The sequence below is a fragment of the Rhodococcus opacus genome (genome assembly GCF_012396235.1).
Classification (GTDB): Bacteria; Actinomycetota; Actinomycetes; order Mycobacteriales; family Mycobacteriaceae; genus Rhodococcus_F; species Rhodococcus_F opacus.
The window spans coordinates 265,574-288,731 of record NZ_JAAXPA010000004.1 but is presented as its reverse complement, the minus strand read 5'-3'; the positions used below and the strand labels follow the sequence as shown (position 1 = coordinate 288,731).

Here is a 23,158-nt window from a genome sequence, read left to right as displayed (position 1 = left end):
GAGGGACTTGACAGAAACCGAGTAGCTAAGGCTAACCTCAGTTCGTTACTTCGAGGCGAGGAGCCTGCACATGATCGAGGACCTGATCGAGATCGCGTACGCCCAGGGCGCAGTCACCTGCGTGGCTCAGGCCGCCGACGGCGTCGACGAGTACGAACTCGCACGGGTCGATTCGGTCGCGTCCAGCGTCACGGTCACGGTGCGGGCCGACGGCAAATTCGCGAAGGCCACCAGCGTCGAGGGCTACCTCAGTCTCGGGCAGGTCGTCCGGGCATGCGGACTCGACTACCGGCAGGCCACGTCGAGCGCCCGCCAGTACATCCACTGATCAACCCAGGTGCTCCCCGAAGAAGCCGTCGATCCTCTTCCACGCGTCGGCGGCGGCTTCCGGGTCGGGCACCATCCCCGTGACCTTCGCCAGGGGACGCAGCACCTTAGGTCCGGCCAGTTCGTCGTTCAAGAACGTATGACCGGCAGTGGGGTACTCCTTCACATCGTGAGCCACGCCGGCCTTCGTCAGCGCCGCCTCCAACTTGGCCGCCGCATTCCGCAGAGCGAAGTCCTTGCCGCCGTAACTGGCGACCACCGGGCACGCACCCGCCACGGCCGCGTCGAGGTCGCGCGGCAGGACCCCGTAGTTCGGGGCCGCCGCATCGAACCCCGTGCGCAGGGTCATCAGGGCGAACCCGCCGCCCATGCAGAATCCGATGACACCGATCTTCCCCGTGCAGTCCGACGAGCCGGACAACCACTGACGGGCAGCCTCGATGTCGCCGTACGCCCGGCCCTTCCCCGAGAGCATCGCCCGCATCGTCGACACCAGACAGCGTCGCGCACCACCCGCACTGAACAGATCCGGCGCAACCGTCAGAAACCCCGCCGCCGCCAGCCTGTCCGCCTGCCGGCGCATCACGTCGTCCAAGCCGAACGCCTCGTGCACCATCACCACACCCGGCCACGGACCCTCACCGGACGGCCTCGCCAGATAACCGTGCAAGTTCAGCGAACCGTCGTGCCGCGCAGCGAGGTCGGTCAAGTCGATCTCGGACATGTGCGTCTCCCGTTCCGTCGTCACTTCCAGAACATCTGCGACAACCATGCCCTCCCCATCGCGAGCGCACCACCATTCCCGCTACACTCACCTCGGTGTGCGCCCCGCGCGTGCACCGCGCCTTCGTAGCTCAGGGGATAGAGCAACCCTCTCCTAAAGGGTAGGTCGCAGGTTCGAATCCTGCCGAGGGCACTCTCCTGCCTGCGGCAGTCCTCACTGCGCCCCGCTCCCGCATCTTGGACGAGGTAACGCAGGTCACGCCGCAGGCGATACGCCAGGCAGGTCGGGACGACCCGAGGAGAGTCTCATGAACTGGGTGGACATCGATATCTTCCCGCCGCTGATTGCCAACCTGCTGCACCTGTTGGCCGCCCTGACGAACAACGGGACGGGATCATGATCGGCATACTGCCCGACCTGCCGTACATGGGTTTGGACTGGGAGTTCTTCTTCCCGACCAATCTCTATATCGCGTTCATCAACTGGTGGAATCCTTTCTAGCGCACGGTAGCTCGGTCAGCGGGGTCCGCGCCCGCGCCGACATTCCGGGGATACGGATATTGCGGACCGTGGCTGACCTCGATCGTTCGTATCGTCGCCCCATGACCACTACCGAGAACCGCCCGGCCGCCCTGCACTCCTACTTCGCCTACCGTGACGCCCCGGCCGCTCTGCGCTGGCTCGAGCGCGCGTTCGGGTTCGAGACCACCCTCGAGTTCCCGGACGACAACGGCGGGATCATGCATTCCGAATTGCGGAGAGGCGACGCCGCCATCATGGTCTTCAGCGACGACGGCAACTACGACCGGCCGGCGCTCCGGGGCGAGACCGTCGGGCACGGCACATATCTCAGCGTCGGCACCGACAGCGAAGTCGACGAGGTCTACGCCACCGCCGTCGAGGCCGGTGCCACCTCGGTCTGGGAACCCGCGAACACCCAATGGGGCAACTATCGCTGCCGGGTCCTCGACCTCGAGGGCTTCGAGTGGACGTTCGGCACCCTACGCCCGGGCGAGAGCAGTGGTGACTGGCCGGACGGCGAATGACGGTGACACGGAACCGGATCGACGCGGCACCACACCGGGTCGTCAGTCGATCGCGAAGAGCCGCGCCGCATTGTCGTGGCACACCGCTCGCAGCCACGGCTCGCCGAGGTCGAATCGGGTGAGTCCCTCGAGTGCGTCGAGGTAGGGATATGGGATGTTGGGGAAGTCGCTGCCGAACACGATGCGTTCCTGCAGATCCGCCAGCCGGTGCACCTGGTCGCGTGGAAACGGTGTGGCCGCTTCGGTGTAGTCGGTGAACGTCATCGTGGTGTCGAGATACACGTTGCCGTACTGGTCGGCCAAGTCCAGGAATTCCCGGTACTCCGGCAGACCCATGTGGGCGATGATCAGGTGCAGCCTCGGGTATCGCGACAGCAACTCGGCGATCGGGCCGGGGCCCGTGTAGGTGCCGGGCGCCGGCCCCGACCCGCAATGAATGACCACCGGGACACCCGACTCCTGCAGTACACCCCACACGGGGTCGAGGAGCGGATCGTTCGGCGAGTAGTCGCCCACCTGGATGTGGGACTTGAAGACGCGCGTGCCCGACTCGACCGCCTCGGCGACATAGGTGGCCGCGGACTCCTCCGGGTAGAACGTGGACGTCCGCAGACAGTCGGGGGTCTGTTCGGCGAACTCGACCGACCACTGGTTCAGCCACGCAGCCATCGCCGGCTTGTGCGGGTAGATCATCGACGTGAACCGCCTGACACCGAACCCACGGAGGTGTTCGACGCGGACATCCTCTTCGTGCCGGTAGTGGATGGGCCACTCGCGTCCGGTGAGGGGACCGACTGCGTCGAAGTAGCCCCACACCTTCTCCATCACATTCGCGGGCATGAAGTGGGTGTGGACGTCGATGATGCCGGGCAGCCCCAGCGCACGCCAGAACTCCTGCACCCGCAGATCCTCGGACAACGGTCTTCTTCTCCTCGACGCAGTGCCGGACGCAGAACCCCGGCAGATCAGAACGGGGGCCGAATCAGAACAGCGTGAACGCGTCCTCGGCCTCGGGGGTGGATTGCGCGACTGCTGCCGGTGTAGGCGCGGGGGCAGAGACGGGCGCCGGTGCGAGTGCACCGGAGGCGACGGCACGAGCCGCCTCGCCGGCGAGGACGTCGGCCATCTCGTTGTAGTGGTTGCCGACGTGGCCGCGAACCCAGCGGAAACGCACGGGCCCGGGGCGTTCGCTGATGGCGCGGTCGATGGACTGCACCAGCGCGAGGTTCTTGACGGGAGCGCCACCCGCCGTCTTCCAGCCCTTGCGCTTCCACCCGGGCAGCCACTCCGACGCGCACTTGATGGCGTACTGGGAATCGGACTCGATCAGCAGCGGATCTTCCCCGGGATGCGCGGTGATCGCTTCGAGCAGAGCCCGCAGCTCGGCGATCTGATTTGTCCCGGAGGGTTCGCCACCCGATTGGCTGGGACCCTCGTGATTGACCCATGCCCAGCCGATCGCCCCACCGGGGTTGCGGAGGCAGGATCCGTCGGTACTCACGATGATCATGGCTGGGACTTTACGTGCGCGCTCCGACATCCGCCGGTGGCGGTCGCGTTCGGAGTGGATACGCTGCATTCGATGACGGTTTCGCTGGAGGTGGTCGAGACCACCGTGACCGCGCGGCGCCCCCTGGACGTCGCCATGTCGTTGCAGCCTCTACAACGCGGCAAGGGCGACCCCTGCCACCGCCGGACGGCCGACGGCTCGATCTGGCGGACGTCGGTGCAGAAGTCGGGCCCGGTCACCTATCGCATCACCCAGATCGACCGCCACTCGGTGCGCTGTCAGGCGTGGGGTGCGGGCGCCCACGAGTTGTCCGCCGGACTGGGCCGCCTCATCGGCGACCACGACGACTGCGCGGACTTCGCCCCCGACCATCCGATCCTCGTCGAGGCCCACCGCCGATTCCCGCACCTGCGCCTCGGCCGCACCGACCGGGTGATGGAGGCCCTCGTGCCCGCGATCCTCGAGCAGCGTGTGCACGGCATCGCCGCGTTCGCGTCGTGGCGGCGCCTCGTGTGGAAGTTCGGTGGGCCCGCTCCCGGGCCCGCTCCGGACGGGATGAGGCTGCCCCCGACCGCGGACGTGTGGCGGCGGGTTCCGTCCTGGGAATTCCACCGGGCCAACGTCGACCCCAGCCGGTCCCGGACGATCGTCCGCTGCGCGCAGGTCGCCGACCGGCTCGAGAAGATCGTCGACCTCCCTCGCGAGGAAGCGAATCGCCGGCTGATGTCCATTCCCGGCGTCGGGATCTGGACGGCGGCCGAGGTGTCGCAGCGTGCGCTGGGCGACCCCGACGCCCTGTCGGTCGGCGATTATCACCTGGCCGCGGTGGTGGGGTGGTCGCTGCTCGGCAAGCCCCTCGACGACGCCGAGATGGTGGAGTACCTGGCCCCGCTTCAGCCGCACCGCCATCGCGCCGTGCGACTGCTGGAGGTGAGCGGACACGCCGTCAAACCCAAGTTCGGGCCCCGCACGGCGCTCGTCGACCACACCTGGCACTGACCCGGCATTCGCGGAGACCCCACACGCGTTTCCCGTACCCATGAACACCTGTTCAAGTGTTCATACGAGAAACTAGACTTCGAAGGATCAGCTGCCGGCCGGAGGAGTCGCCGTGGAACCTGTGGCAATGCACATGAGCGACGGCCTGATCAATGCGCCGACCTCACTGCTGTTCGTCGTCGTCGCGGTGGCGGGACTGTCGATCGCCGCGTGGCGCGCGCGCTCGGAACTCGACGAACGCACCGCACCGATGGCCGGTCTCGTGGCGGCCTTCATCTTCGCGGTCCAGATGGTCAACTTCCCGATCCTTCCCGGTGTGAGCGGACACCTCCTCGGCGGCGCGCTCGCCGCCATCCTCGTCGGCCCCTACACCGGGATGCTGTGCGTCTCGATCGTGCTGATCGTGCAGGCCCTGCTGTTCGCCGACGGTGGGCTGACAGCGCTGGGAGCGAACATCACCAACATGGCGATCATCGGCGTGGTCGTCGGCTACGGCGTCGCGGTGGCCCTGCGTCCGCTCGTCGTGCGACAGCAGCGACTGCGCCTCCGCGTCCTCGGCGGGCTCGCGTTCGCCGCGGCACTGTGCGGAACGGTGGCGGCGTCGATGGGCTTCGTCCTCGAGTACGCGATCGGCGGTCATGCGACGTCCGGAGATTCGACTTCACTGGGCGCGGTGGCGGCGTACATGCTCGGGGCGCACGTGCTGATCGGCATCGGTGAAGGCCTCATCACCGCCGTCACGGTGACGGCCGTCGCGAAGGCGCGCCCCGACCTCGTGTACCTGCTGCGGACGGCACCCCGACGAGTCGAGGTGCGGGCATGAGCACGTCGTCGCCGGTCTCGCTGCGCCGATTCCTCCTCGGTTTCGCGCTGGTGGCGCTGCTCGTCGCCGGCGCGGTCTCCTATCTCGCCAGCTCGAGTCCGGACGGTCTGGCCGCCGCGACCACTCGCGGGTGCGAAACCGTGGAAACCGATGCCGGGGAGACGCTCGTGGGTGACTGCATCGCCCGGAACGCGTCCGCTCATCCGTTGTCGGACTCGCCGCTCGCCGACTACACGGTGGGCGGCCGGTCGCATCTCACGGGTGTCGCGGGCGTGATCGGCGCCACCGCGACGTTCGTCGTCGCCGGTGGCCTGTTCTGGCTGCTCGCCCGCGCGCGGCGGAACCGAACGAGCCCCTGACCGTGGGAGCCGGTCACGCCCATCCGCTCTACCTCGACGGCACGTCACCCCTGCACCGGCTGCCGGCCGAGGTCGAGATCGTCTGCGCCGTCGTCTTCGTCTTCGCGGTGGTCGCGACACCACGCGAGGCGTTCTGGGCGTTCGCCGGGTATCTGGCGATCCTGCTCGTGATCTGGCGGATCGCCGGCATTCCGCTCAACTGGATCGGACCGCGGATGCTGATCGAATTGCCGTTCGTGACGCTCGCACTTCTCCTGCCGTTCGCCGAGGGCGGCGCACGCGTCACCGTCCTCGGACTGTCGCTGTCGGTCGCGGGCCTCTACGCGGCCTGGGGCATTCTCGTGAAGGGCACTCTCGGCGTCCTGGTCTCGCTGACACTCGCCGCGACGACGCCGGCCCGGGACCTGCCGTTGGGTTTGGCGCGGCTGCGCGTGCCCGCGATGCTCACCACGATCGTCGTGCTGATGCTGCGCTACCTCGATCTGCTCACCGCCGAGGTCGAGCGGATGCGCACCGCCCGGCTCTCCCGCGGCGACGACCCGCGGACGTTCCGGCAGATCGGTGCCACCGCCCGTGGCGTCGGCGGATTGTTCGTGCGTTCCTACGAGCGCGGCGAGCGCGTCCACCTGGCCATGCTGTCGCGGGGTTTCACCGGTTCGGTTCCCACTGTCGGGGCGCCGCCTGCGACCGCTGCACTGTGGCGGGCGGGGCTCGTGCCCGCAGTGTGCGCGGTGGGGATCTGTGTCACGGCGTGGGTGCTCCGATGACCGCGGCCGTGCGTCTCGAGGGCGTCTCGTTCGCGTATCCGGACGGCAGGGCCGCGCTGCACCGGATCGATCTCACGGTGCAACCCGGTGAGCGGGTAGCCGTTCTCGGTCCGAACGGGGCCGGGAAGACCACACTGATGTTGCACCTCAACGGCATTCTGACGGCCACCGAGGGCAGCGTCACCGTGGGCGGGCTGGAGCTGTCGCGGGGAGCGTCCCGGGACACGGTGCGGGAGGTCCGGCGCCGCGTCGGCATTGTCTTCCAGGACCCCGACGACCAGTTGTTCATGCCCACCGTCGCACAGGACGTCGCGTTCGGTCCGGTCAATTTCGGGATCACCGGGACCGCACTCGACGAGCGGGTGCACGACGCGCTGGCGGCCGTCGACATGACGGCACATTCCGGTCGCAATCCCGCGCACCTGTCGGTGGGTCAGCGCCGCCGCGTCGCGCTGGCGACCGTTCTCGCATGCGCCCCGGACGTCCTCGTGCTGGACGAGCCGTCGAGCAATCTCGACCCCGTCGCCCGACGCGAACTGGCCGACGTCCTCCTGGGTATCGACACCACGCACCTGCTCGTCACGCACGACCTGCCGTACGCCGCCCAGTTGTGCACGCGCGCCGTGATCCTCGACGAGGGACACCTGGTGGCCGACGGTCCGATCCTGGAACTGCTCGGCGACCCCGCGCTGCTCGCCGAGCATCGCCTCGAGTTGCCCTGGGGTTTCCGGCTTCCCGCGACCGACCCTCATTCGCCCGGCGAACGATCCGTGACACCGCCGATCGGGTAGCCCACGATGGGGAGACGAAGCTTCGCCCCGCACTCCTACCGGAGGTCCGCGATGTCCATACCCGAAGCCGACGCCGGGGCCGTGTCCCAGCGCATTTTCGACGCATCGCTCGGGGCGATCGACCTCCTCGCCGTCCATCTGGGTGACCGGCTCGGCTGGTACCGCAGTCTCGCGTCGGAAGGTCCGGCAACCGCGGACCAACTGGCGGAACGCACCTCCACCCACCCGCGGTACGCGCGGGAGTGGCTCGAACAGCAGGCCGTGTCGGGACTTCTCACGGTCGACGACTCGGAGCCGCGGACGTTCACGCTTCCGGCCGGCGCCGCCGAAGTGCTCACCGACGAGCAGAGTCTCAACTATCTTGCACCGCTGGCGCGGATCTTCGTCGCCGCGACCACGCAGATGCCCGCGTTGCTGGAGGCGTACCGCACGGGCGGCGGTGTGGGATGGGCGCAGTACGGCACGGATGCCCGTGAGTCGCAGGCCGACATGAATCGGCCGTGGTACGAGCAGGTTCTTCCCGGTGCGCTGGCATCGGTTCCCGAGGTCGACGCATTGCTGCGGACGCCCGGCGCCGCCATCGCCGACATCGGATGCGGCGGCGCGTGGTCCACGATCGCACTCGCGCGCGCCTACCCGGACGCCAGACTCCACGGCTACGACATCGACACCGCGACCGTCGAACTCGCGAGGTCCAACGTGCGCGAGCGGCCGGATGTCGCCGATCGGATCACGATCACCGAATCGGATGCGGCGGGAATTCCCGAAAGCACCTATACCGCGGCGTTCGCGTTCGAATGCATCCACGACATGCCGGCGCCCGTCGATGTACTGTCCGCGGTTCGGAAGGCCCTGGTTCCCGGTGGCGCGATGATCGTGATGGACGAGGCGGTGGACGACGAGTTCTCCGCGCCGGGAAGCGACGTCGAGCGGCTGATGTACGGATTCAGCCTCACCGTGTGTCTTCCCGACGGCATGAACCACACACCCAGCGCGGGCACCGGAACGGTCATGCGCCCGAGCACATTGCGCAGCTACGCCGAGGCGGCCGGTTTCGGCACCATGGACATCCTTCCCATCGAGGATTTCGGGTTCTTCCGGTTCTACCGGCTCACGGTGTAATCCCTGCACCGCCACCCCGATACGCACGTATTTTGCGGAAAGGCCGAAAACTGAGGCATCCGAAGGGGGAAGATGTCTGCAGTAGGCAGGTTACGGACGCTTTCGCCGGTCGGGGCAAGTGAAGCGCCAGGTCGAACCAGATTTGTCGTTTGTCATCCGCTACTACGCATGGGAAACACCATGAAACTGCATAGAGTGACAGCACCGGCAGCGCTGCTGATCGCCACCCTGTGTGTCGGAATGGGTACCGCGTATGCCGCCCCCACTCCCGCCGACCAGGCCGTCATCTCGCACACCAGCCTGAGCGCCGACGGCCGATCGGTCGGTACGGCACTCGACGCCGGGCACTTCACCCTGTCGCGGACGGCCGCCGCCGTCGACATCGTCAACGATTCGGGCACCCCGGTGGGCACGATCCCCCTGCGCTATTCGATCGCCGGTGTGCAGTTCGCGATCGATCCGCTCATCACCGACGCCGGCCGGTTCCTGAACCTGACACCCACGACGACCCCTGTCGCGGGAACCCTCGCCCTCACCCCGGTCGACAGGGATTCGGCGTACAACAACATGGTCGAGCAGCTGCAGATCGGTTGGAACAACGGCGGCGGGACCGCGACCGCGATCGGCGCAGGCATCGGATTCGTCGTCGGGTGCATCTTCCTCATCCTCGGCGGGTGCCTCCCCGGTGCCGCGGTAGGCGCAGCGATCGGCGCCGTCACGGGTATCAGCAACGCGAACCCCGCTGCGCCACCAGCGGTTTACGAATTCCTCGGAACCCCGTAGCGGGGCTTTCCGTCCGACTCCGAAGACGATTTCGGGAGGGCTATGGGTTAGTTCGCACACGGGGAGCATCACCGCGCACCCACATATGCATGTAGCCGTTCCGGTTTTCCAGCGAATATGGTCCACGCACAACGATGTTCGGTGCACTCAGGTGGGGGCCGTGTTCGTCCTACGACATGGTGGGAATTTCCATGAAACTCTTGAAAACTCTGGCATTGTCCATATTCGTCGTCTCCGCGATGGCCGTCGGGGCGGGCACTGCGTATGCCGATCCCGCACCTCAGGGAATCGACTGGTCACAGCCGCTGATGACTCCTGCGGCCGACGGCGGCAGCAGCCAGGTGGCCGAACAGTTCTTCCCGGAGAACGAAGTGAAACAGGACGCCTTCGACAAGATGACCAACGAGATCAATACCGGTTGGAACAACGCGGGCCTGCAGGGCATGGCGATCGGTTCCAACGTGGGCATGGCCATCGGGTGCGTGTCGATCTTCCCCAACTTCATCGCCGGCTGCATCGTCGGCGCAGTGGTCGGCACCATCGCCGGCGCCGTCATCGGCATCGGTGTGGGTAATCCCAACGCACAGCCGGCCGTAGAGCAGTTCTTCGCCACACCCTGAGCGAAGAGCGAGCTGCAGCCCCGGCCTCACTCGGGCCGGGGCTGCGGCGCGTCGTCAGCCGACGACGCCCTGGTCACGCATCGTCGCGATATCTTCCGCCGACCAGCCCAGTTCACCGAGGATCCGATCGGTGTGCGCGCCGAGCGCGGGCACGTCACCCATCCGCATCTCCACGTCGGAAAACGTCATCGGGGGCAGCATCGCCCTGATCGGCCCGGCCTCGGTTCCGATGTCACGCCAGCGGTCGCGCTGATCCAGCTGCGGATGGTCGATCAACCCGCCCATGTCGTTGAGCTCCGCCGCCGGGATCCCGGAGTCCGCGAGCGCCTGGTCGAGAGCCGCGCTCGTGAACCGTTGAGTCTCCTCGGCGACGAGGGCGTCCACCTCGGCGCGGTGCTGCACACGCAGCATATTGGTCGCGAACCGGGGATGGTCGGCGAGTTCTGGTCGCTTGAACACGTCGGTCACCAGTTGCCGCCACCCGCGGTCGTTCTGGACACCGATGAGGATCTGTCCGTCGAGGGTCGGGTACGAGTCGTACGGGACGATCGCCGCATGACCGAGCCCGACACGCGGGATCTGCTTGTCGGCGTACATCTTCATGTACATCGGGTGGCCCAGCCACTCCGCGGTCGCGTCGAACATCGACACGTCGATCCGCGCCCCCACTCCGGTGCGCGACCGCCGGAACAGGGCGCCGAGGACGGACGTCATCGCATACATTCCCGCCGCGATGTCGGACACCGGGACACCCGTCTTGGTCGCGGTGTCGGGGGTGCCGGTCACCGAGATCATCCCCGTTTCGGCCTGGACCAGCATGTCGTACGCCTTGCGTTCGCGCCGCGGCCCCGCCGACCCGTAGCCGGACATGTTCACGACGATCAGTTCCTCGTGCTCGGCGCGCAACTCGTCGGCGCCGAACCCCAGCCGGTCGGCGGCATCGGGGGCGAGATTCTGGATGAAGACGTCGGCCTTCGCGATCAGCTTCGCGACGGTGTCCCGGCCCACCTCGGACTTCAGGTCGACGCCGAGCGATTCCTTCGACCGATTCAGCCACACGAAATGCGACGCCTGCCCGAACACCGCGTCGTCGTAGTTGCGGGCGAAGTCGCCCTCGCCGACGCGCTCGATCTTGATGACCCGCGCGCCCATGTCCGCGAGATGGCGGGTGGCGAGCGGGGCGGCCACGGCCTGCTCGAGTGCCACGACGGTGATGCCGTCGAGCGGCAGCAGTCCGGGGTCGTTCTCCATGTCGGGATTCACCTTTTCTCTTCGGCCCCCGTGTGATTGTGGTAGTGCGTGGCCCCGATCGTGTGCAGCAGTTCGTGCACGGTGTCGTCGGTGAGCCGGTACCGCATCGAGCGACCGTCCCGCGTCGCCGACACCCACCCCTGGTTGCGGAGCAGTCGCAGAGCGTGCGAAACGGCGGTGCCGGTCATGTCGAGTGCCGCGGCCAGGTCGCCGACGCAGATGTCGGGGGCGTGGTGCAGACACAGCAGCAGTCGGAGGCGGTTGCCGTCCGACAGCAGTTCGAACCGGTTGGCCCAGCCGTCGATGTCGGGGGTGTGCAGTGCCGCCGCAGCACGCTGAACATCCTCGGGGTTCAGGGCGGGGGTGGCGGCCATCACGCCAGTCTACAAACGCCGCGAGGCCACTCGGTCGGGCATCCATAGGCGATTCCTCACTGTCCGTTCGGCTCTGTGACTTTGTTTCCGCACTCACGCGGGTGGTCGACTGGCAGCACGCGTCACCCGGTTCCCGGCGGCGTCGACGAGTCATCGAGGAGCGTGATGTGAGCGGTCTGCATCTACCCCAGCGTGTGCGGCACCATGCCGCAGAGCGGCCCGGAGCACCGGCAGTGACGTGCGGTGACACCACGCTGACGTACGCGGAGCTCGACTGGCGGACCAATCGGATCGCAACCGCGCTGTCGGCGTTGACCTCCGACGGCGGCCGGGTCGGGGCACTGCTCCGGATGCGCACCGAGGGTGTCGAGGCGTTCGTGGCCGCCGCCAAGTCGGGGCTGGTGTTCGTCCCGCTCAACTGGCGACTCCCGGCGGCCGAGGCAGCCGCGATCGCGGTCGATGCCGAGCTCCAGGTGCTGATCGTCGAATCCGAATTCGCTGCCGCCGCGGACGCCGTTCGCGGCGCGCTCCCGAGTGTGGTCGTGGTGGTCGTCGACGCGGCCGACGGCGACGTTCTTCCGCGCGGCACCTGGACGTGGGACCGGCTGGTCACTTCGGGCACCGCCACCGATCCGGGTCTCGGGGACGACCCCGACGCCGAGGTGCTGCAGCTCTACACATCGGGCACGACGGGTTTCCCGAAGGGCGTGGTGGCGACGCATCGCAACCTGCACAACGAGCCGGAGGGCCTGCTGATCTACCGCTGGAAGCCCGGCTCGGTGGCGCTCGACGCCATGCCGCTGTTCCACATCGCGGGTGCCGGCTGGTTGAGCACGTGTCTGTCGGCGGGCGTCCACGTGGTGCTGCTCGGCGCGTTCGACGCCCGGCGGGTCGCCGAACTCATCGAACGGCATCGGATCACCCACGCCTTCCTGGTTCCGTCGACCATTCAGATGCTCCTCGACGTGCCCGACCTCGACCGCTACGACGTGTCGGGCCTCGAACTGGTCGCCTACGGTTCGGCGCCGATCACCACCACTCTGCTCCGGCGGGCGATCGATCGCCTCGGCTGTGGATTCGTGCAGCGCTACGGCATGACCGAGACGACAGGCTCGGTCACCGCCCTCGCTGTAGAGGACCATGACCCGTCCGGACTCCGTGCGCACCTGCTGCGTTCCGCCGGCAAGCCCATGCCCGGTGTCGAGGTCGAGATCCGGGACGTGGTGACCGGCGCCCGGCTTCCGGTGGGCGTGTCCGGGGAGATCGTGTGCCGCTCACGCAACAACGTCGCGGGCTACTGGCGGCGGCCGGACGAGACCGCGCAACTGCTCACCCCCGACGGTTTCCTGCGCACCGGCGACGCCGGGCACATAGACGGGGAGGGCTACCTGTTCGTCACCGACCGGGTGAAGGACATGATCATCACGGGAGGCGAGAACGTGTACCCGATCGAGGTCGAATCGGTGCTCGCCGAGCATCCGGCGGTGGCCGAGGTGGCGGTGGTCGGCGTGCCGCACCGGACGTGGGGTGAGTCCGTGACGGCGGTCGTCCGGCTCGTCGATCCGTCGAACCAACCGGACGAGCAGGACCTGATCGCGTTCACCGCCGCCCGGCTCGCGTCGTACAAGAAGCCGCGGGAGATCGTCTACGTCGCCGAACTTCCGCGAGGAGCGAGCGGCAAGATCCTCAAACGCACCCTGCGCGAGGGGCTCCGCGCCACGGAGGTGCCGTCGTGATCGTCACCGAAGACGTCGGTACCGTCCAGCGCGAGGCGTGGGCCCTCGGCGTCCTGCCGCCGGTCGAGCAGGTACGCCCCGGATTGTGGTCGATCCCGGTGCCGATGCCGCGAAACCCGTTGCGCTACGTCCTGATCTACGCGCTCGCGCTGCCCGACGGCCTCGCCCTGATCGACGCGGGCTGGGATTCCGAGGAGTCGTGGCGAGCCCTCGTCGACGGCATCGCCCAGACGGGGCACCACGTCACCGACGTCCGGTACGCCGCCGTCACCCACCTGCATCCCGACCACTTCGGTCTTGCGCCCCGGCTGCGGGAGGTCAGTGGGGCCGCGCTCGCGATGCACAGCGCGGATGCCGCACTGCTCGGCCACCATTCGCCGGAGGACACCACCGCCGACGAACAACTGTGGAACACCCAGCTCGCCCAACTCGGGGCGCCCACCGACATCCTCGCGGCCGCCCGCGTCGATCTCGTTCGGCTGGGGGCAGGCGAATCCATGGACATCGTGCTCGGTGACGGGACTCCCCTGGACCTGCCCGGCTGGGATCTGCGGGCGGTCTGGACCCCGGGGCACACTCCCGGTCATCTGACCTTCGTCGACGACACCCACGGATTGATGTTCAGCGGCGACCACATGTTGCCGCGCATCAGTCCCAACATCTCGACGGTCCCCGGCGAGCTGGAGAACCCGCTGCACCGTTACCTGCTGTCGCTGCACGCCACCACCTCCATGCCCGACGGCGAAGTGCTGCCGGCCCACGAGTACCGCTTCCGGGGGATCGCCGACCGTGCCCGGCAACTGATGGGTCATCACGAGGAACGCTTCGCCGAGATCGTCCAGACTCTGGGCGTGCACCCCGAATCGACGGCGTGGGAGATCTCGCACCACATCTCGTGGTCGCGGCCGTTCGAATCCATGTCCGACCGCCTGCTCCGCCTCGCGGTCCGCGAAACCCATGCCCACCTGCTCGTTCTGGCCGACCGCGGGAGCATCCGCTCACTCGGCGGGCACCCCGAACGCTGGACCCCGACACCGTAAGGAAGACACCCCATGAGCGTGGTTCTCACCGAATTCTCCGATGGCGTCGCCGTCATCACCCTGAACCGGCCGGAGGCGAAGAACGCCGTCGACCTCGAGGTCGCCAAGGCGCTTGCCGCCGCGATCGACGAGTTCGAGGCGCGGCCCGACCTGACGATCGCGATCCTGACCGGCGCCGGGGGAACGTTCTGCGCGGGCATGGATCTGAAGGCGTTCACCCGCGGGGAGCGGCCGTCGCTGCCCGGCCGTGGCTTCGGCGGCATCACGGAGGCCCCGCCGACGAAGCCGCTGATCGCCGCGGTGGAGGGCTGGGCGCTGGCCGGCGGCTGCGAATTGGCGCTGTCGGCCGATCTGATCGTGGCCGCCCGCGACGCCAAGTTCGGCATCCCCGAGGTCAAGCGCGGGCTCGCCGCCGCCGCAGGCGGTCTGCTGCGACTGCCGAAGGTGCTGCCGTACCCGATCGCGATGGAGATGGCGATCACCGGCGATCCCCTCACCGCCGACGTGGCGCACGCGCATGGACTGGTCAACCGGCTCACCGAGCCCGGGCAGGCCCTCGGCACCGCCCGCGAACTGGCGGCACGGGTCGCCGCCAACGGTCCCCTCGCGGTGCGCGCCACCAAGCAGGTCGTCGCGATGTCCGCCAACTACACCGATCCCGACGCGTTCGCCGGGCAACGCCGCTTTCTCGATCCGGTGTTCGCTTCCGAGGACGCCCAGGAGGGTGCGCGCGCGTTCGCGGAGAAGCGCCCGCCGGTGTGGCGTGGCCGCTAGCCGCGTGATCGGCGCAGCCCGCATCACGGCTTCCGTACGATGACCGCGTGGACCTGCATCTCGTCACCTACTTCGTCGCGGTAGTCGATCACGGCGGGATCACCAGGGCCGCACAGTCCCTCTACATCTCGCAACCGTCGCTTTCGCAGGCGATCCGCACACTCGAACGCCGCCTCGGTGTCACCCTGTTCGACCGCACCGGGCGGCGTCTCGAGCTGACCGAGGACGGTCGTACCCTCGACGTCGCCGCCCGGCGCATCCTCGCCGACGTCGAGCGGGCCAAGGCCAAGGTCGCCGCCGTGCGCGAACTCGTGTCCGGCCGCGTCGACGTCGTCACCTACGCGGCGTTCTCGATCGATCCGATCGTCGACCTGGTGCGCCGGTTCCGTGAGCAGTACCCCCGGGTGACGGTCCGCATCATCGACGCCGACGGTCCCACCGGCGTCCTCGGCGCCTTGCGCCGCGGCGAGGCCGAGCTCGGGGTGATCGACCTGTCCGTCGACCACAGTGCGCTGCGCTCGGTTCCCATCGGCGACCAGGAGCTGGTACTCGCCCTGCCCGGCGTCCTCGCCGAGACCCTTCCCGATCCGGTGCCCCGCTCGGCCGTCCGCGACATTCCGCTCGTTCAGGATCTCGGGGACAAGAGCGACGCGGCGCTGATCTCCGATCTCGTCGGCGAGCCCGCGAACGTCGTCATCGACTGCACGCATCCGGGCGCCACGTGGGAGCTGGTGATGCGCGGCGCGGGGGCCACCGTCCTCCCCCGCCTGGTCGCCGAGGAACAGTTGCGCGGGGTCTCGATCCGGTCGATGACGCCGAAGCTGACCCGCCCCGTCGGCCTCGTGCAGCGGTCCGGTCCGGGATCACCCGCGGCCTCGGCGTTCGTCGCGATCGCGCAGTCCACCCGAACACCGGCACCCGAGTGAGGAACTGAGCACATGGAGTTGCGCCAGGTCGAGTACTTCCTTGCCGTCGTGGAACACGAAGGCATCAACGGGGCCGCTGCGTCGCTCGGCGTCGCACAGCCCACCATCTCGCAGGCGCTGCGCGGGCTCGAGCGGGAACTGGGTGTGCAACTGTTCCACCGCATCGGCCGGGGCATGGTGCTCAGCGCCGCAGGGCGCAGCATGGTCGGGCCGAGCAGGCAGATCCTGCGCGACGTCACCGCCGTCGAGGACCTCCTCGCCACCTCCGACGGGGCACTCGCCGGCCGACTGGACATCATGGCGTTTCCGGCGTTGGCGATCGGGCCCCTCGTCGACCTCGTCACCGAATTCCGGCGGACCCACCCGAAGGTGATGGTCCGGTTGGGTGAATTGAAAGACGAGGCACAGGCCGGGTCGCTGATCGAGGACGGCCACTGCGAATTCGTGGTGGCGCACCTCCCGCTCGACGACGCCCGCCTGGACGTCCTCGAACTCGGCGAACAGGAGTACTGGCTCGTGTACCCGCCGGGCACCGACGTGCCGGACGGTCCCGTTCCGCTCGCCGCACTCCCCGACATCCCGATGGTCTTCGTCCCCCGCGGCCACTCCGTCGCCAACGAGATCGAGGAATCGATCCGTCACGCCGGGGCACGCCCGACCCTCGCGGCGCTGTCCGATCACCGCGAGGCGCGACTTCCCCTGGTGCTCGCGGGAATCGGCGGAACCCTGCTGGAACGGTCGATCGCGGAGGCGGCCCAGGACCGTGCGGTGGTCCGCCGCGCGGAGCCGACGATCGCCCGCACCTTCGGGCTCGCATTCGATCCCGACATGCTCTCCCCGGTCGGGCACGCGTTCGTCGAACTCGTGCGGGCGGAAGGTTACAGCGCGAGCAGGTAGCTTTTTGCCGCGGCGTACTCGGAGACGAGCCGGTCGACGAGTTCCGCCGTCGGTTGCACGGAGCGCACGGTGCCGATCCCCTGTCCGGACCCCCAGATGTCGCGCCATGCCTTCGTTTTGGCGGTTCCGTCGCGGAAGCTCATGGCGGACGGGTCCGACACGGCGAGGTTGTTCGGGTCGAGTCCGGCGGCCTCGATGCTGCCCCGCAGGTAATTGCCGTGCACGCCGGTGAACAGGTTGGAGTAGACGATGTCGGACGCGGTGGAGTCGACGATCATCTGCTTGTAGCCCTGGTCCGCGTTGGCCTCTTCGGTGGCGATGAACGCGGATCCGATGTAGGCGAGGTCGGCGCCGGCGGCCTGCGCGGCGAGGACCGAGCGGCCGTGAGCGATGGAGCCCGACAGCAGGACCGGCCCGTCGAACCACTCGCGGATCTCCTGGATCAACGCGAACGGCGACAGGGTGCCCGCGTGTCCGCCGGCACCGGCCGCGACGGCGATGAGGCCGTCGGCGCCCTTCTCCACCGCCTTCTTCGCGAACGTGTTGTTGATGACGTCGTGGAGGACGATGCCGCCGTAGCTGTGGATGGCCTCGTTGACGTCGGCGCGGGCGCCGAGGGACGTGATGACGATCGGGACCTCGAACTCGACGATGGTGGCGAGATCCTCGTCGAGACGGTCGTTGCTCTTGTGGACGATCAGGTTGACCGCGTACGGCGCGGACGGGGTCTCGGGGTTGTTGGCGTCGTGCTTGGCGAGGGCTTCGGTGATGCGGGTGAGCCATTCCCGCAACACCGGCTGCGGGCGGGCGTTCAGGGAGGGGAACGATCCGACGATGCCCGACGTCGACTGGGCGATCACCAGGTCGGGACCCGAGACGATGAACATCGGGGAGGCCACAGCCGGCAGGCGCAGGCGATCGGACAGCACGGAGGGTAGAGACATCGGTTCTCCTGATGAGGGGGAGTCTTCTGATGCAAGCACTTTCAGGTACCGACCAGTTCAGCACGCAGTCCGGGCGTGGACAAAGATACATCGCCGATGGTCCGGTTAATCGGAACCTATGACGCTCGGCGGTAACCATAGGTTTGACCTCATCCGGTGTATCCCAGAACGACATTGCGGCGGAGCGTCCCCGGTGATCGACTGGCTGGGCGGCACGGCGTCGACCACTCCGGCGTGCGCCGAGAACCGCGCCGACGTCTGGAGCCGCGTATGAGCATCGAAACCGTCACCTCGAACACGGGCACCGAATCCGCCGAACGCGACGTTCTGATCAGCCGGGACGGCGCGGTCGCGACGATCACCCTGAACCGGCCCACACGGCGCAACGCCATGACCCTCGACTCGTGGATCGCGTTGCGCGAGGCGCTCGGCGAACTCGCCCTCGACGACGCCACCCGCGTCGTGGTCCTCACCGGCGCAGGCAGCGACTTCTGCACCGGCGCAGACCTCGACAAGCGCACACCCATGCACCCGCTGAACCGCATGCGTCAGATCAATGCGACGGCACTGGCAGTCGCCGAGTTCCCCAAGCCACTGATCGCGAAGGTTCGCGGCTACGCCGTGGGAGCCGGCTGGAACCTGGCGCTGCTGTGCGACCTGCTCATCACCTCGCGCGACGCGCAGTTCAGCCAGATCTTCGCCAAGCGCGGCCTGTCGGTGGATTTCGGCGGCTCGTGGCTCCTGCCGCGCATGGTGGGACTGCACCGCGCGAAACGTCTGGTCATGCTCGCCGAGATGATCGACGCCGAGCAGGCGGATGCGCTGGGACTGGTCAGCGAGCTCGTCGAGCCGGACGAACTGGACGCCACGGTCGCCCGGTTCGCCACCCGTCTCGCGGCGGCACCGACGGTGGCCGTCATGCAGTCGACGCGACTGATCGAGGACGGCACGACGTCGTCGCTGCGGGACGCACTCGAGAACGAGGCGCGTTCGCAAGCGGTCAATTTTGCAACCGACGCTCCGGCCGCACTACGCGCATTCATCGAGAAGCGTCCCCCTGCGTTCAGCGGGGAGTGGCAGGTGCAGCAACCGTGATCGTCGGGCCGTCGATCGCACAGAAGCTGTGGCACAGCCGAGTGACGATCCGCGGCCCGCGTTCGGGATCGAACCACCGATCTATGTGCGCCCAGTGATAAGGGTGGGTCATATACGGCCCGAGCAGCCCGTCCAGGTTCGCGTACTCCTGCTCCCAGACGTGGGTCCACCGCGCGGAACCGGCCGATTCGTGCACCCGGCTCAGCTGCGAGGTCCCGATCGTGCGGACGTGGAGGTGCGCGATCACGTCTCCCCCGTTGATTCCGCCGGGCAGGGCCGGTGTCACGAGAACGCGCCGAGCCCGGGGAGCAGCGGCCTCACGCAATCGGCCGGCCAACACCGCACCGGTGGAGGCATCTGTGTCGGCGACGAGGTGAACGAGCTTGGTCACCTTGAACATCGGTCATCGCCTCCACATCCGCGGGCGAGCAGGAGACGGTGCGACGCCGGGTGGTGAGGAACTCGTCGGCGTCGGCCCACCAGTTGAGCACCTGTGCATCGTGGCGTGCGAGAAGGCTCTGCTGCCACCACGCGCGAGCGCCCCACAGAGTTGCTTCCACCCAGCGGGAGGAAAACGCTAGGTCGTCGCGGCGGCGAGTTGCTCGCGCAGCTTCGTCTTGAGGATCTTCCCGGCCGCCGACGTCGGCAGCTGCTCGACCACCACGACGTCGCGTACCTTCTTGTACGGCAGCACCCGCTCGGCGACGAACGCGGACACCGCATCCGGATCGATCGTCACGTCCGGCATCGGCACCACGAACGCCACCGGCTCCTGGCCGACGCTGCCGGCCTCCCTGCCGACGACGGCAGCCGAGGACACGTCCGGGTGCGAGACCAGAATCTCCTCGAGCTCACGCGGATACACGTTGTAGCCCTTGTAGATCAGCATGTCCTTGGTGCGGTCGCAGATGAACAGGTACCCGTCCTCGTCCAGGTAGGCGATGTCGCCGGTGTCGAGCCAGCCGTCGACGTACTGCTGCGCCGTGATCTCCGGATGGTTCAGGTAGCCGTCCGTGACCTGCGGGCCGCGGACCCACAGCTTGCCGCGGGTGCCGGCCTCCAGTAGGGCACCGGAGTCGTCCTGGGCACGAATCTGCACCTCCGTGTCGAACACCGGCAGCCCCACGCTGCCGAGCTTGTACGCGACGGAGCCGGTCAACGGTGCGGAGGCGACCAGGCAGGTGCCCTCGGTCAGCCCGTACCCCTCGACCACGCTCGCCGACGGGAACGCCCGACCCAGCGCCTCGAGGGTCACATGATCGATCGGCGCCGCACCCGACGACACGACCCGCACCGAGTCGGTGTCGCGAACGGCGGCGTCGGGGTGGGTGGCGACGGCATGCCACATCGCCGGACTGCCGGTGATGTACGTGGCGCGGTGCGTCTCGATCAACTCCAGCATGCGGCCCGGCTCGAACCGTCCGGCGAACACCTGCGTCGCCCCGCACAGCAGCAGGAACGACATGTTGATCAGCGCGTGGGCGTGGAACAGCGGCGACACGACGACGGTCGCTCCGGCGCCGGGCATCACACCGCGGTCCCCGAGACTCTCGACGGGTCGCAGTTCGATCCCGCCGTCGGCGGTGGCGCGCACCTCGTGACCCGCACGCCAGGCGATCATCTGGGTCACGTTTGCGAGGACGTTGCGGTGCAGCACCCGGACACCTTTGGACAACCCGGTGGTGCCGCCCGTGTAGGCGAGGTGGGCGACGTCGTCCCCGGACACCTTCGGGGTGAACGGTGCGGTGGCGTACCCGCGGACGAACTCCTCGAACCCGAACTGACCGCGACCGACACCCGCGGGGAGTCCGGCCACCACGATGGTGCGGACGGTGGTGCCGCTCGCCGCCTCGGTGAGGGTGTCCAGTTGTGCGGGCTGGGTGACGGCGGCGACCGCCGCCGTGTCGACGATCTGCGAGCGCAGGCCGGGGCCGGGCTGCAGCGGGTTGACCAGGGTGACGGTCGCGCCGGCCCGCAGTGCGCCGTAGTAGGCCACGACGAATTCGATGCAGTTGCCGAGATGCAGGAGCACCACGTCACGCTCGGTCACCCCCGCGTCCCGCAGGGCGGCGGCGAACGCGCCCGACCGCTGGTCGAGTTCGCGGTAGGTGCACACCGTGTCGCCGTCGACCACCGCGGCCTTGTCTCCGTACAGGTCCGCCATGCCGGACGGGAACGCCGCCAACGTCAGGTCGGGGTAATGCAGTACCGGTGCAGCAGAATTCACGTTCGGTCCCTTACTCGTCAGCGAGGTGCCATGCGGATGGCACCGTCCAGGCGGATGGTCTCGCCGTTGAGGTAGCCGTTCTCGAGGATCTGGCAGGCGAGCTGCCCGAACTCACTGGGCTTGCCCAGACGCGACGGGCCCGGCACCGACTTCTCCAGCGACGCGCGCACATCGTCGCGCAGCCGGGCGAGGAGCGGGGTGTCCATGATTCCCGGGGCGATGGTGCACACCCGGATGTTGCGGCTGGCGAGGTCGCGGGCCGCGGTGACCGTCATGCCCACGATGCCGGCCTTCGATGCGGTGTAGTTGATCTGGCCGATCTGGCCTTCGAATGCGGCGACGGACGCCGTCAGCACGACCGCGCCGCGCTCGCCGTCGATCTCCTCCTGCCGCGCGATCCGTTCCGCTCCGAGGCGCAGGGCATTGAACGAGCCGACGAGGTTGAGCCGGATCACGAACTCGAAGTCCTCGACGGAACCTGCCTTGCCGTCGGAGTCGAGGATGCGCATTCGGCGGCCGGCCCCGGCGCAGTGCACGATGCCGCGCAGGCCACCGCGGTCGTCGGCGACGTCGAGGGCGGCCGCGAACTGCTCGGAATCGGTGACGTCGGCGGGAGCGAACTGGGCGGCGCTGCCCAATTCCTTCGCCGCCGCCTCACCGTCGGAGTTCGGGAGGTCGATGAGCGTGACCTGAGCCCCTGCGTCGACGAGGCGGCGTGCCGTCGCGAGTCCGAGACCGGACGCGCCGCCGGTGACCGCGGTCGAGATTCCCTTGAGTTCCATCGTGCGGGTGTTCCCTTCGAAAAGTATTGTCGGATCAGAGAAGTTCGAGAATGGTGGCGTTGGCGAGGCCGCCCGCCTCGCACATGGTCTGCAGTCCGTACCGAATGCCGTTGTCCCGCATGTGGTGGACGAGTCGGGTCATGAGGATCGCGCCGGACCCGCCGAGCGGGTGACCGACTGCGATGGCGCCGCCGAGCGGGTTCAGCCGGTCCGTCGCGGCGCCGGTCTCCGCCTGCCACGCCAGCGGGACGGGGGCGAAGGCCTCGTTCACCTCGAATGCACCGATGTCGTCGATCTTCAGTCCGGACCGGGACAGTGCCTTCTCCGTCGCGGCGATGGGTCCGGTCAGCATGATCACCGGGTCGTCGCCGGCGACGGCGCAGGTGTGGATGCGGGCCATCGGGGTCAGACCGAGTTGCGCAGCCTTCTCGCTCGTCGTGACGAGCAGTGCACCGGCGCCGTCGGAGATCTGCGAGGAGTTGCCGGCGTGGATCACGCCGTCCTCCTTGAACACGGTCTTCAGCTTGCCGAGAGATTCGAGTGTGCCGCCGCGGCGGATCCCTTCGTCCCCGGCGAGGACGTCGGAGAGCGGTGCGAGTTGCCCGTCGAATGCGCCCCGGTCCGCGGCGTGCGCAGCGAGCTCGTGGGATCGCAGCGAGTACTCGTCCAGCACCTGACGGGAGAGCCCCCACTTCGCGGCCATCATCTCGGCGCCGGTGCCCTGGCTGAACCCGTCGACGCCGTACCGGTCGAGGACGGCCGCCGGGAAGTGTTCACCGTTCTTGCTCGCGCTGCCCATGGGAACCCGGCTCATGGACTCCACACCACCGGCGACGACGACGTCCTCGTGGCCGGCGATGACGGCGGCGGCGGCGAAGCTCACGGCCTGCTGGCTCGATCCGCAGGCCCGGGTGAGCGTGGTGCCCGGAACCGTCTCCGGCCAGCCGGTGGCGAGGACGGCGGTGCGGGCGACGTTGCCTGCCTGCTCCCCCACCTGGCTGACACAGCCCCAGACGACGTCGCCGATCTCCTCCGGGGAGAGACCGGTGCGCGCCACGAGGGCCTCGAGGACGTGCGCCGACAGATTGGCGGGGTGGATTCCGGACAGGGAACCGCCACGCCGCCCGATGGGCGTGCGGACGGCGTCGACGATCACTGCATCGCGCATGGTGTGTTCCTTCGATCTGAGGGGGTCACTCGAATCAATCACGGGCGATGTCGTCAGCACAACGACTTTCGGC

26 protein-coding genes and 1 tRNA gene are annotated in these 23,158 nt (G+C 68.3%); 17 read left to right on the top strand and 10 right to left on the bottom strand.

What is annotated here, in order from left to right:
* The first annotated feature begins 70 nt into the window (after positions 1 to 70).
* Positions 71 to 328 carry a hypothetical protein gene (locus HGB39_RS07350; RefSeq protein ID WP_005573592.1) on the top strand — a complete coding sequence of 86 codons (258 nt, stop codon included), beginning with the start codon at positions 71 to 73 and terminating at the stop codon, positions 326 to 328.
* Here the strand turns inward: HGB39_RS07350 and HGB39_RS07345 are convergent, their stop codons facing one another.
* Entirely contained in the window at positions 329 to 1,099 is a 771-nt protein-coding gene (locus HGB39_RS07345; protein WP_005573591.1) for a dienelactone hydrolase family protein, read from the bottom strand.
* A 71-nt stretch (positions 1,100 to 1,170) separates the two neighbouring features.
* Here HGB39_RS07345 and HGB39_RS07340 point away from each other — a divergent pair.
* Together HGB39_RS07340 and HGB39_RS07335 are read left to right on the top strand one after the other, a co-directional pair.
* Positions 1,171 to 1,243: transfer RNA gene (locus HGB39_RS07340), tRNA-Arg, on the top strand.
* A gap of 410 nt (positions 1,244 to 1,653) precedes the next feature.
* Entirely contained in the window at positions 1,654 to 2,097 is a 444-nt protein-coding gene (locus HGB39_RS07335) for a VOC family protein (protein ID WP_005573590.1), read from the top strand.
* A 42-nt stretch (positions 2,098 to 2,139) separates the two neighbouring features.
* Here HGB39_RS07335 and HGB39_RS07330 read toward each other — a convergent pair whose 3' ends face one another.
* Positions 2,140 to 3,015 (bottom strand): amidohydrolase family protein, encoded by an 876-nt coding sequence (locus HGB39_RS07330; RefSeq protein ID WP_005251588.1) that lies wholly within the window; start codon positions 3,013 to 3,015, stop codon positions 2,140 to 2,142.
* Between the two features lie 64 nt (positions 3,016 to 3,079).
* Positions 3,080 to 3,607 (bottom strand): ribonuclease H family protein, encoded by a 528-nt coding sequence (locus HGB39_RS07325; protein WP_005573589.1) that lies wholly within the window; start codon positions 3,605 to 3,607, stop codon positions 3,080 to 3,082.
* A gap of 72 nt (positions 3,608 to 3,679) precedes the next feature.
* On the opposite strand from HGB39_RS07325, the gene HGB39_RS07320 reads away from it, so the two are divergent.
* The 8 genes from HGB39_RS07320 to HGB39_RS07285 all read left to right on the top strand — a co-directional run bounded on the left by HGB39_RS07320 (position 3,680) and on the right by HGB39_RS07285 (position 9,871).
* Positions 3,680 to 4,606 carry a DNA-3-methyladenine glycosylase family protein gene (locus HGB39_RS07320; protein WP_043793517.1) on the top strand — a complete coding sequence of 309 codons (927 nt, stop codon included), beginning with the start codon at positions 3,680 to 3,682 and terminating at the stop codon, positions 4,604 to 4,606.
* A 127-nt stretch (positions 4,607 to 4,733) separates the two neighbouring features.
* Complete coding sequence (locus HGB39_RS07315) at positions 4,734 to 5,429, top strand: energy-coupling factor ABC transporter permease (RefSeq protein WP_005573587.1); 696 nt, start codon at positions 4,734 to 4,736, stop codon at positions 5,427 to 5,429.
* The gene (locus tag HGB39_RS07310) at positions 5,426 to 5,788 is read left to right on the top strand and encodes a PDGLE domain-containing protein (RefSeq protein ID WP_005573586.1); all 363 of its coding nucleotides are present in this window, start codon (positions 5,426 to 5,428) and stop codon (positions 5,786 to 5,788) included. Before HGB39_RS07315 ends, HGB39_RS07310 begins: the two co-directional genes overlap by 4 nt.
* A gap of 2 nt (positions 5,789 to 5,790) precedes the next feature.
* Positions 5,791 to 6,555, top strand: a complete 765-nt coding sequence (gene cbiQ, locus HGB39_RS07305) for a cobalt ECF transporter T component CbiQ (RefSeq protein ID WP_005254234.1) — start codon at positions 5,791 to 5,793, stop codon at positions 6,553 to 6,555.
* A complete protein-coding gene (locus HGB39_RS07300; RefSeq protein WP_005573585.1) occupies positions 6,552 to 7,346 on the top strand; it encodes an energy-coupling factor ABC transporter ATP-binding protein in 795 nt (264 codons plus the stop codon). Before cbiQ ends, HGB39_RS07300 begins: the two co-directional genes overlap by 4 nt.
* Positions 7,347 to 7,397: 51 nt before the next feature.
* Complete coding sequence (locus HGB39_RS07295; RefSeq protein WP_005573583.1) at positions 7,398 to 8,468, top strand: methyltransferase domain-containing protein; 1,071 nt, start codon at positions 7,398 to 7,400, stop codon at positions 8,466 to 8,468.
* A 180-nt stretch (positions 8,469 to 8,648) separates the two neighbouring features.
* Entirely contained in the window at positions 8,649 to 9,251 is a 603-nt protein-coding gene (locus tag HGB39_RS07290; protein ID WP_037203198.1) for a DUF8020 domain-containing protein, read from the top strand.
* Between the two features lie 191 nt (positions 9,252 to 9,442).
* Entirely contained in the window at positions 9,443 to 9,871 is a 429-nt protein-coding gene (locus tag HGB39_RS07285; RefSeq protein ID WP_005251571.1) for a hypothetical protein, read from the top strand.
* Between the two features lie 54 nt (positions 9,872 to 9,925).
* Here the strand turns inward: HGB39_RS07285 and HGB39_RS07280 are convergent, their stop codons facing one another.
* A complete protein-coding gene (locus HGB39_RS07280; RefSeq protein ID WP_005573581.1) occupies positions 9,926 to 11,134 on the bottom strand; it encodes a CaiB/BaiF CoA transferase family protein in 1,209 nt (402 codons plus the stop codon).
* Positions 11,131 to 11,496, bottom strand: coding sequence for an ArsR/SmtB family transcription factor (locus HGB39_RS07275; RefSeq protein WP_005254240.1), 366 nt, complete (start codon positions 11,494 to 11,496; stop codon positions 11,131 to 11,133). Before HGB39_RS07275 ends, HGB39_RS07280 begins: the two co-directional genes overlap by 4 nt.
* Positions 11,497 to 11,663: 167 nt before the next feature.
* Here HGB39_RS07275 and HGB39_RS07270 point away from each other — a divergent pair, with 167 nt between their 5' ends.
* From HGB39_RS07270 to HGB39_RS07250, 5 genes are read left to right on the top strand one after another with little or no spacing between them, the layout of a single operon-like run.
* The gene (locus HGB39_RS07270; protein WP_043793507.1) at positions 11,664 to 13,232 is read left to right on the top strand and encodes a long-chain-fatty-acid--CoA ligase; all 1,569 of its coding nucleotides are present in this window, start codon (positions 11,664 to 11,666) and stop codon (positions 13,230 to 13,232) included.
* A complete protein-coding gene (locus HGB39_RS07265; protein WP_005573577.1) occupies positions 13,229 to 14,272 on the top strand; it encodes an MBL fold metallo-hydrolase in 1,044 nt (347 codons plus the stop codon). Before HGB39_RS07270 ends, HGB39_RS07265 begins: the two co-directional genes overlap by 4 nt.
* A gap of 12 nt (positions 14,273 to 14,284) precedes the next feature.
* Complete coding sequence (locus HGB39_RS07260) at positions 14,285 to 15,046, top strand: crotonase/enoyl-CoA hydratase family protein (RefSeq protein WP_005573575.1); 762 nt, start codon at positions 14,285 to 14,287, stop codon at positions 15,044 to 15,046.
* Positions 15,047 to 15,093: 47 nt separating this feature from the next.
* The gene (locus HGB39_RS07255) at positions 15,094 to 15,972 is read left to right on the top strand and encodes a LysR family transcriptional regulator (protein WP_005573574.1); all 879 of its coding nucleotides are present in this window, start codon (positions 15,094 to 15,096) and stop codon (positions 15,970 to 15,972) included.
* Between the two features lie 12 nt (positions 15,973 to 15,984).
* Positions 15,985 to 16,869 carry a LysR family transcriptional regulator gene (locus HGB39_RS07250; protein WP_005573573.1) on the top strand — a complete coding sequence of 295 codons (885 nt, stop codon included), beginning with the start codon at positions 15,985 to 15,987 and terminating at the stop codon, positions 16,867 to 16,869.
* Here the strand turns inward: HGB39_RS07250 and HGB39_RS07245 are convergent.
* Positions 16,851 to 17,813 (bottom strand): NAD(P)H-dependent flavin oxidoreductase, encoded by a 963-nt coding sequence (locus HGB39_RS07245; RefSeq protein ID WP_168442921.1) that lies wholly within the window; start codon positions 17,811 to 17,813, stop codon positions 16,851 to 16,853. The genes HGB39_RS07250 and HGB39_RS07245 overlap by 19 nt on opposite strands.
* Before the next feature lie 270 nt (positions 17,814 to 18,083).
* Here HGB39_RS07245 and HGB39_RS07240 point away from each other — a divergent pair, with 270 nt between their 5' ends.
* Positions 18,084 to 18,908 carry an enoyl-CoA hydratase/isomerase family protein gene (locus tag HGB39_RS07240; RefSeq protein ID WP_005569548.1) on the top strand — a complete coding sequence of 275 codons (825 nt, stop codon included), beginning with the start codon at positions 18,084 to 18,086 and terminating at the stop codon, positions 18,906 to 18,908.
* Here the strand turns inward: HGB39_RS07240 and HGB39_RS07235 are convergent.
* The 4 genes from HGB39_RS07235 to HGB39_RS07220 all read right to left on the bottom strand — a co-directional run bounded on the left by HGB39_RS07235 (position 18,877) and on the right by HGB39_RS07220 (position 23,085).
* On the bottom strand, positions 18,877 to 19,308 hold the full coding sequence (locus HGB39_RS07235; RefSeq protein WP_005569546.1) for an antibiotic biosynthesis monooxygenase family protein: 432 nt from the start codon (positions 19,306 to 19,308) through the stop codon (positions 18,877 to 18,879). The two genes, HGB39_RS07240 and HGB39_RS07235, sit on opposite strands and share 32 nt — an antisense overlap.
* Before the next feature lie 177 nt (positions 19,309 to 19,485).
* A complete protein-coding gene (locus tag HGB39_RS07230; RefSeq protein ID WP_005569544.1) occupies positions 19,486 to 21,135 on the bottom strand; it encodes a class I adenylate-forming enzyme family protein in 1,650 nt (549 codons plus the stop codon).
* Between the two features lie 17 nt (positions 21,136 to 21,152).
* Positions 21,153 to 21,917 (bottom strand): SDR family NAD(P)-dependent oxidoreductase, encoded by a 765-nt coding sequence (locus tag HGB39_RS07225; RefSeq protein WP_005261389.1) that lies wholly within the window; start codon positions 21,915 to 21,917, stop codon positions 21,153 to 21,155.
* Between the two features lie 34 nt (positions 21,918 to 21,951).
* Positions 21,952 to 23,085 carry a thiolase family protein gene (locus tag HGB39_RS07220; RefSeq protein WP_005261388.1) on the bottom strand — a complete coding sequence of 378 codons (1,134 nt, stop codon included), beginning with the start codon at positions 23,083 to 23,085 and terminating at the stop codon, positions 21,952 to 21,954.
* Positions 23,086 to 23,158 lie beyond the last annotated feature (73 nt).

What these genes read in the sequence shown, in the direction of transcription:
- HGB39_RS07350 (WP_005573592.1), top strand. Translation starts at nt 71, where the DNA reads ATGATCGAGGACCTGATCGAGATCGCGTACGCCCAGGGCGCAGTCACC.
- HGB39_RS07345 (WP_005573591.1), bottom strand. Translation starts at nt 1,099, where the DNA reads ATGGTTGTCGCAGATGTTCTGGAAGTGACGACGGAACGGGAGACGCAC.
- HGB39_RS07335 (WP_005573590.1), top strand. Translation starts at nt 1,654, where the DNA reads ATGACCACTACCGAGAACCGCCCGGCCGCCCTGCACTCCTACTTCGCC.
- HGB39_RS07325 (WP_005573589.1), bottom strand. Translation starts at nt 3,607, where the DNA reads ATGATCATCGTGAGTACCGACGGATCCTGCCTCCGCAACCCCGGTGGG.
- HGB39_RS07320 (WP_043793517.1), top strand. Translation starts at nt 3,680, where the DNA reads ATGACGGTTTCGCTGGAGGTGGTCGAGACCACCGTGACCGCGCGGCGC.
- HGB39_RS07315 (WP_005573587.1), top strand. Translation starts at nt 4,734, where the DNA reads ATGCACATGAGCGACGGCCTGATCAATGCGCCGACCTCACTGCTGTTC.
- HGB39_RS07310 (WP_005573586.1), top strand. Translation starts at nt 5,426, where the DNA reads ATGAGCACGTCGTCGCCGGTCTCGCTGCGCCGATTCCTCCTCGGTTTC.
- HGB39_RS07300 (WP_005573585.1), top strand. Translation starts at nt 6,552, where the DNA reads ATGACCGCGGCCGTGCGTCTCGAGGGCGTCTCGTTCGCGTATCCGGAC.
- HGB39_RS07295 (WP_005573583.1), top strand. Translation starts at nt 7,398, where the DNA reads ATGTCCATACCCGAAGCCGACGCCGGGGCCGTGTCCCAGCGCATTTTC.
- HGB39_RS07290 (WP_037203198.1), top strand. Translation starts at nt 8,649, where the DNA reads ATGAAACTGCATAGAGTGACAGCACCGGCAGCGCTGCTGATCGCCACC.
- HGB39_RS07285 (WP_005251571.1), top strand. Translation starts at nt 9,443, where the DNA reads ATGAAACTCTTGAAAACTCTGGCATTGTCCATATTCGTCGTCTCCGCG.
- HGB39_RS07275 (WP_005254240.1), bottom strand. Translation starts at nt 11,496, where the DNA reads ATGGCCGCCACCCCCGCCCTGAACCCCGAGGATGTTCAGCGTGCTGCG.
- HGB39_RS07260 (WP_005573575.1), top strand. Translation starts at nt 14,285, where the DNA reads ATGAGCGTGGTTCTCACCGAATTCTCCGATGGCGTCGCCGTCATCACC.
- HGB39_RS07250 (WP_005573573.1), top strand. Translation starts at nt 15,985, where the DNA reads ATGGAGTTGCGCCAGGTCGAGTACTTCCTTGCCGTCGTGGAACACGAA.
- HGB39_RS07245 (WP_168442921.1), bottom strand. Translation starts at nt 17,813, where the DNA reads ATGTCTCTACCCTCCGTGCTGTCCGATCGCCTGCGCCTGCCGGCTGTG.
- HGB39_RS07240 (WP_005569548.1), top strand. Translation starts at nt 18,084, where the DNA reads ATGAGCATCGAAACCGTCACCTCGAACACGGGCACCGAATCCGCCGAA.
- HGB39_RS07235 (WP_005569546.1), bottom strand. Translation starts at nt 19,308, where the DNA reads ATGTTCAAGGTGACCAAGCTCGTTCACCTCGTCGCCGACACAGATGCC.
- HGB39_RS07225 (WP_005261389.1), bottom strand. Translation starts at nt 21,917, where the DNA reads ATGGAACTCAAGGGAATCTCGACCGCGGTCACCGGCGGCGCGTCCGGT.
- HGB39_RS07220 (WP_005261388.1), bottom strand. Translation starts at nt 23,085, where the DNA reads ATGCGCGATGCAGTGATCGTCGACGCCGTCCGCACGCCCATCGGGCGG.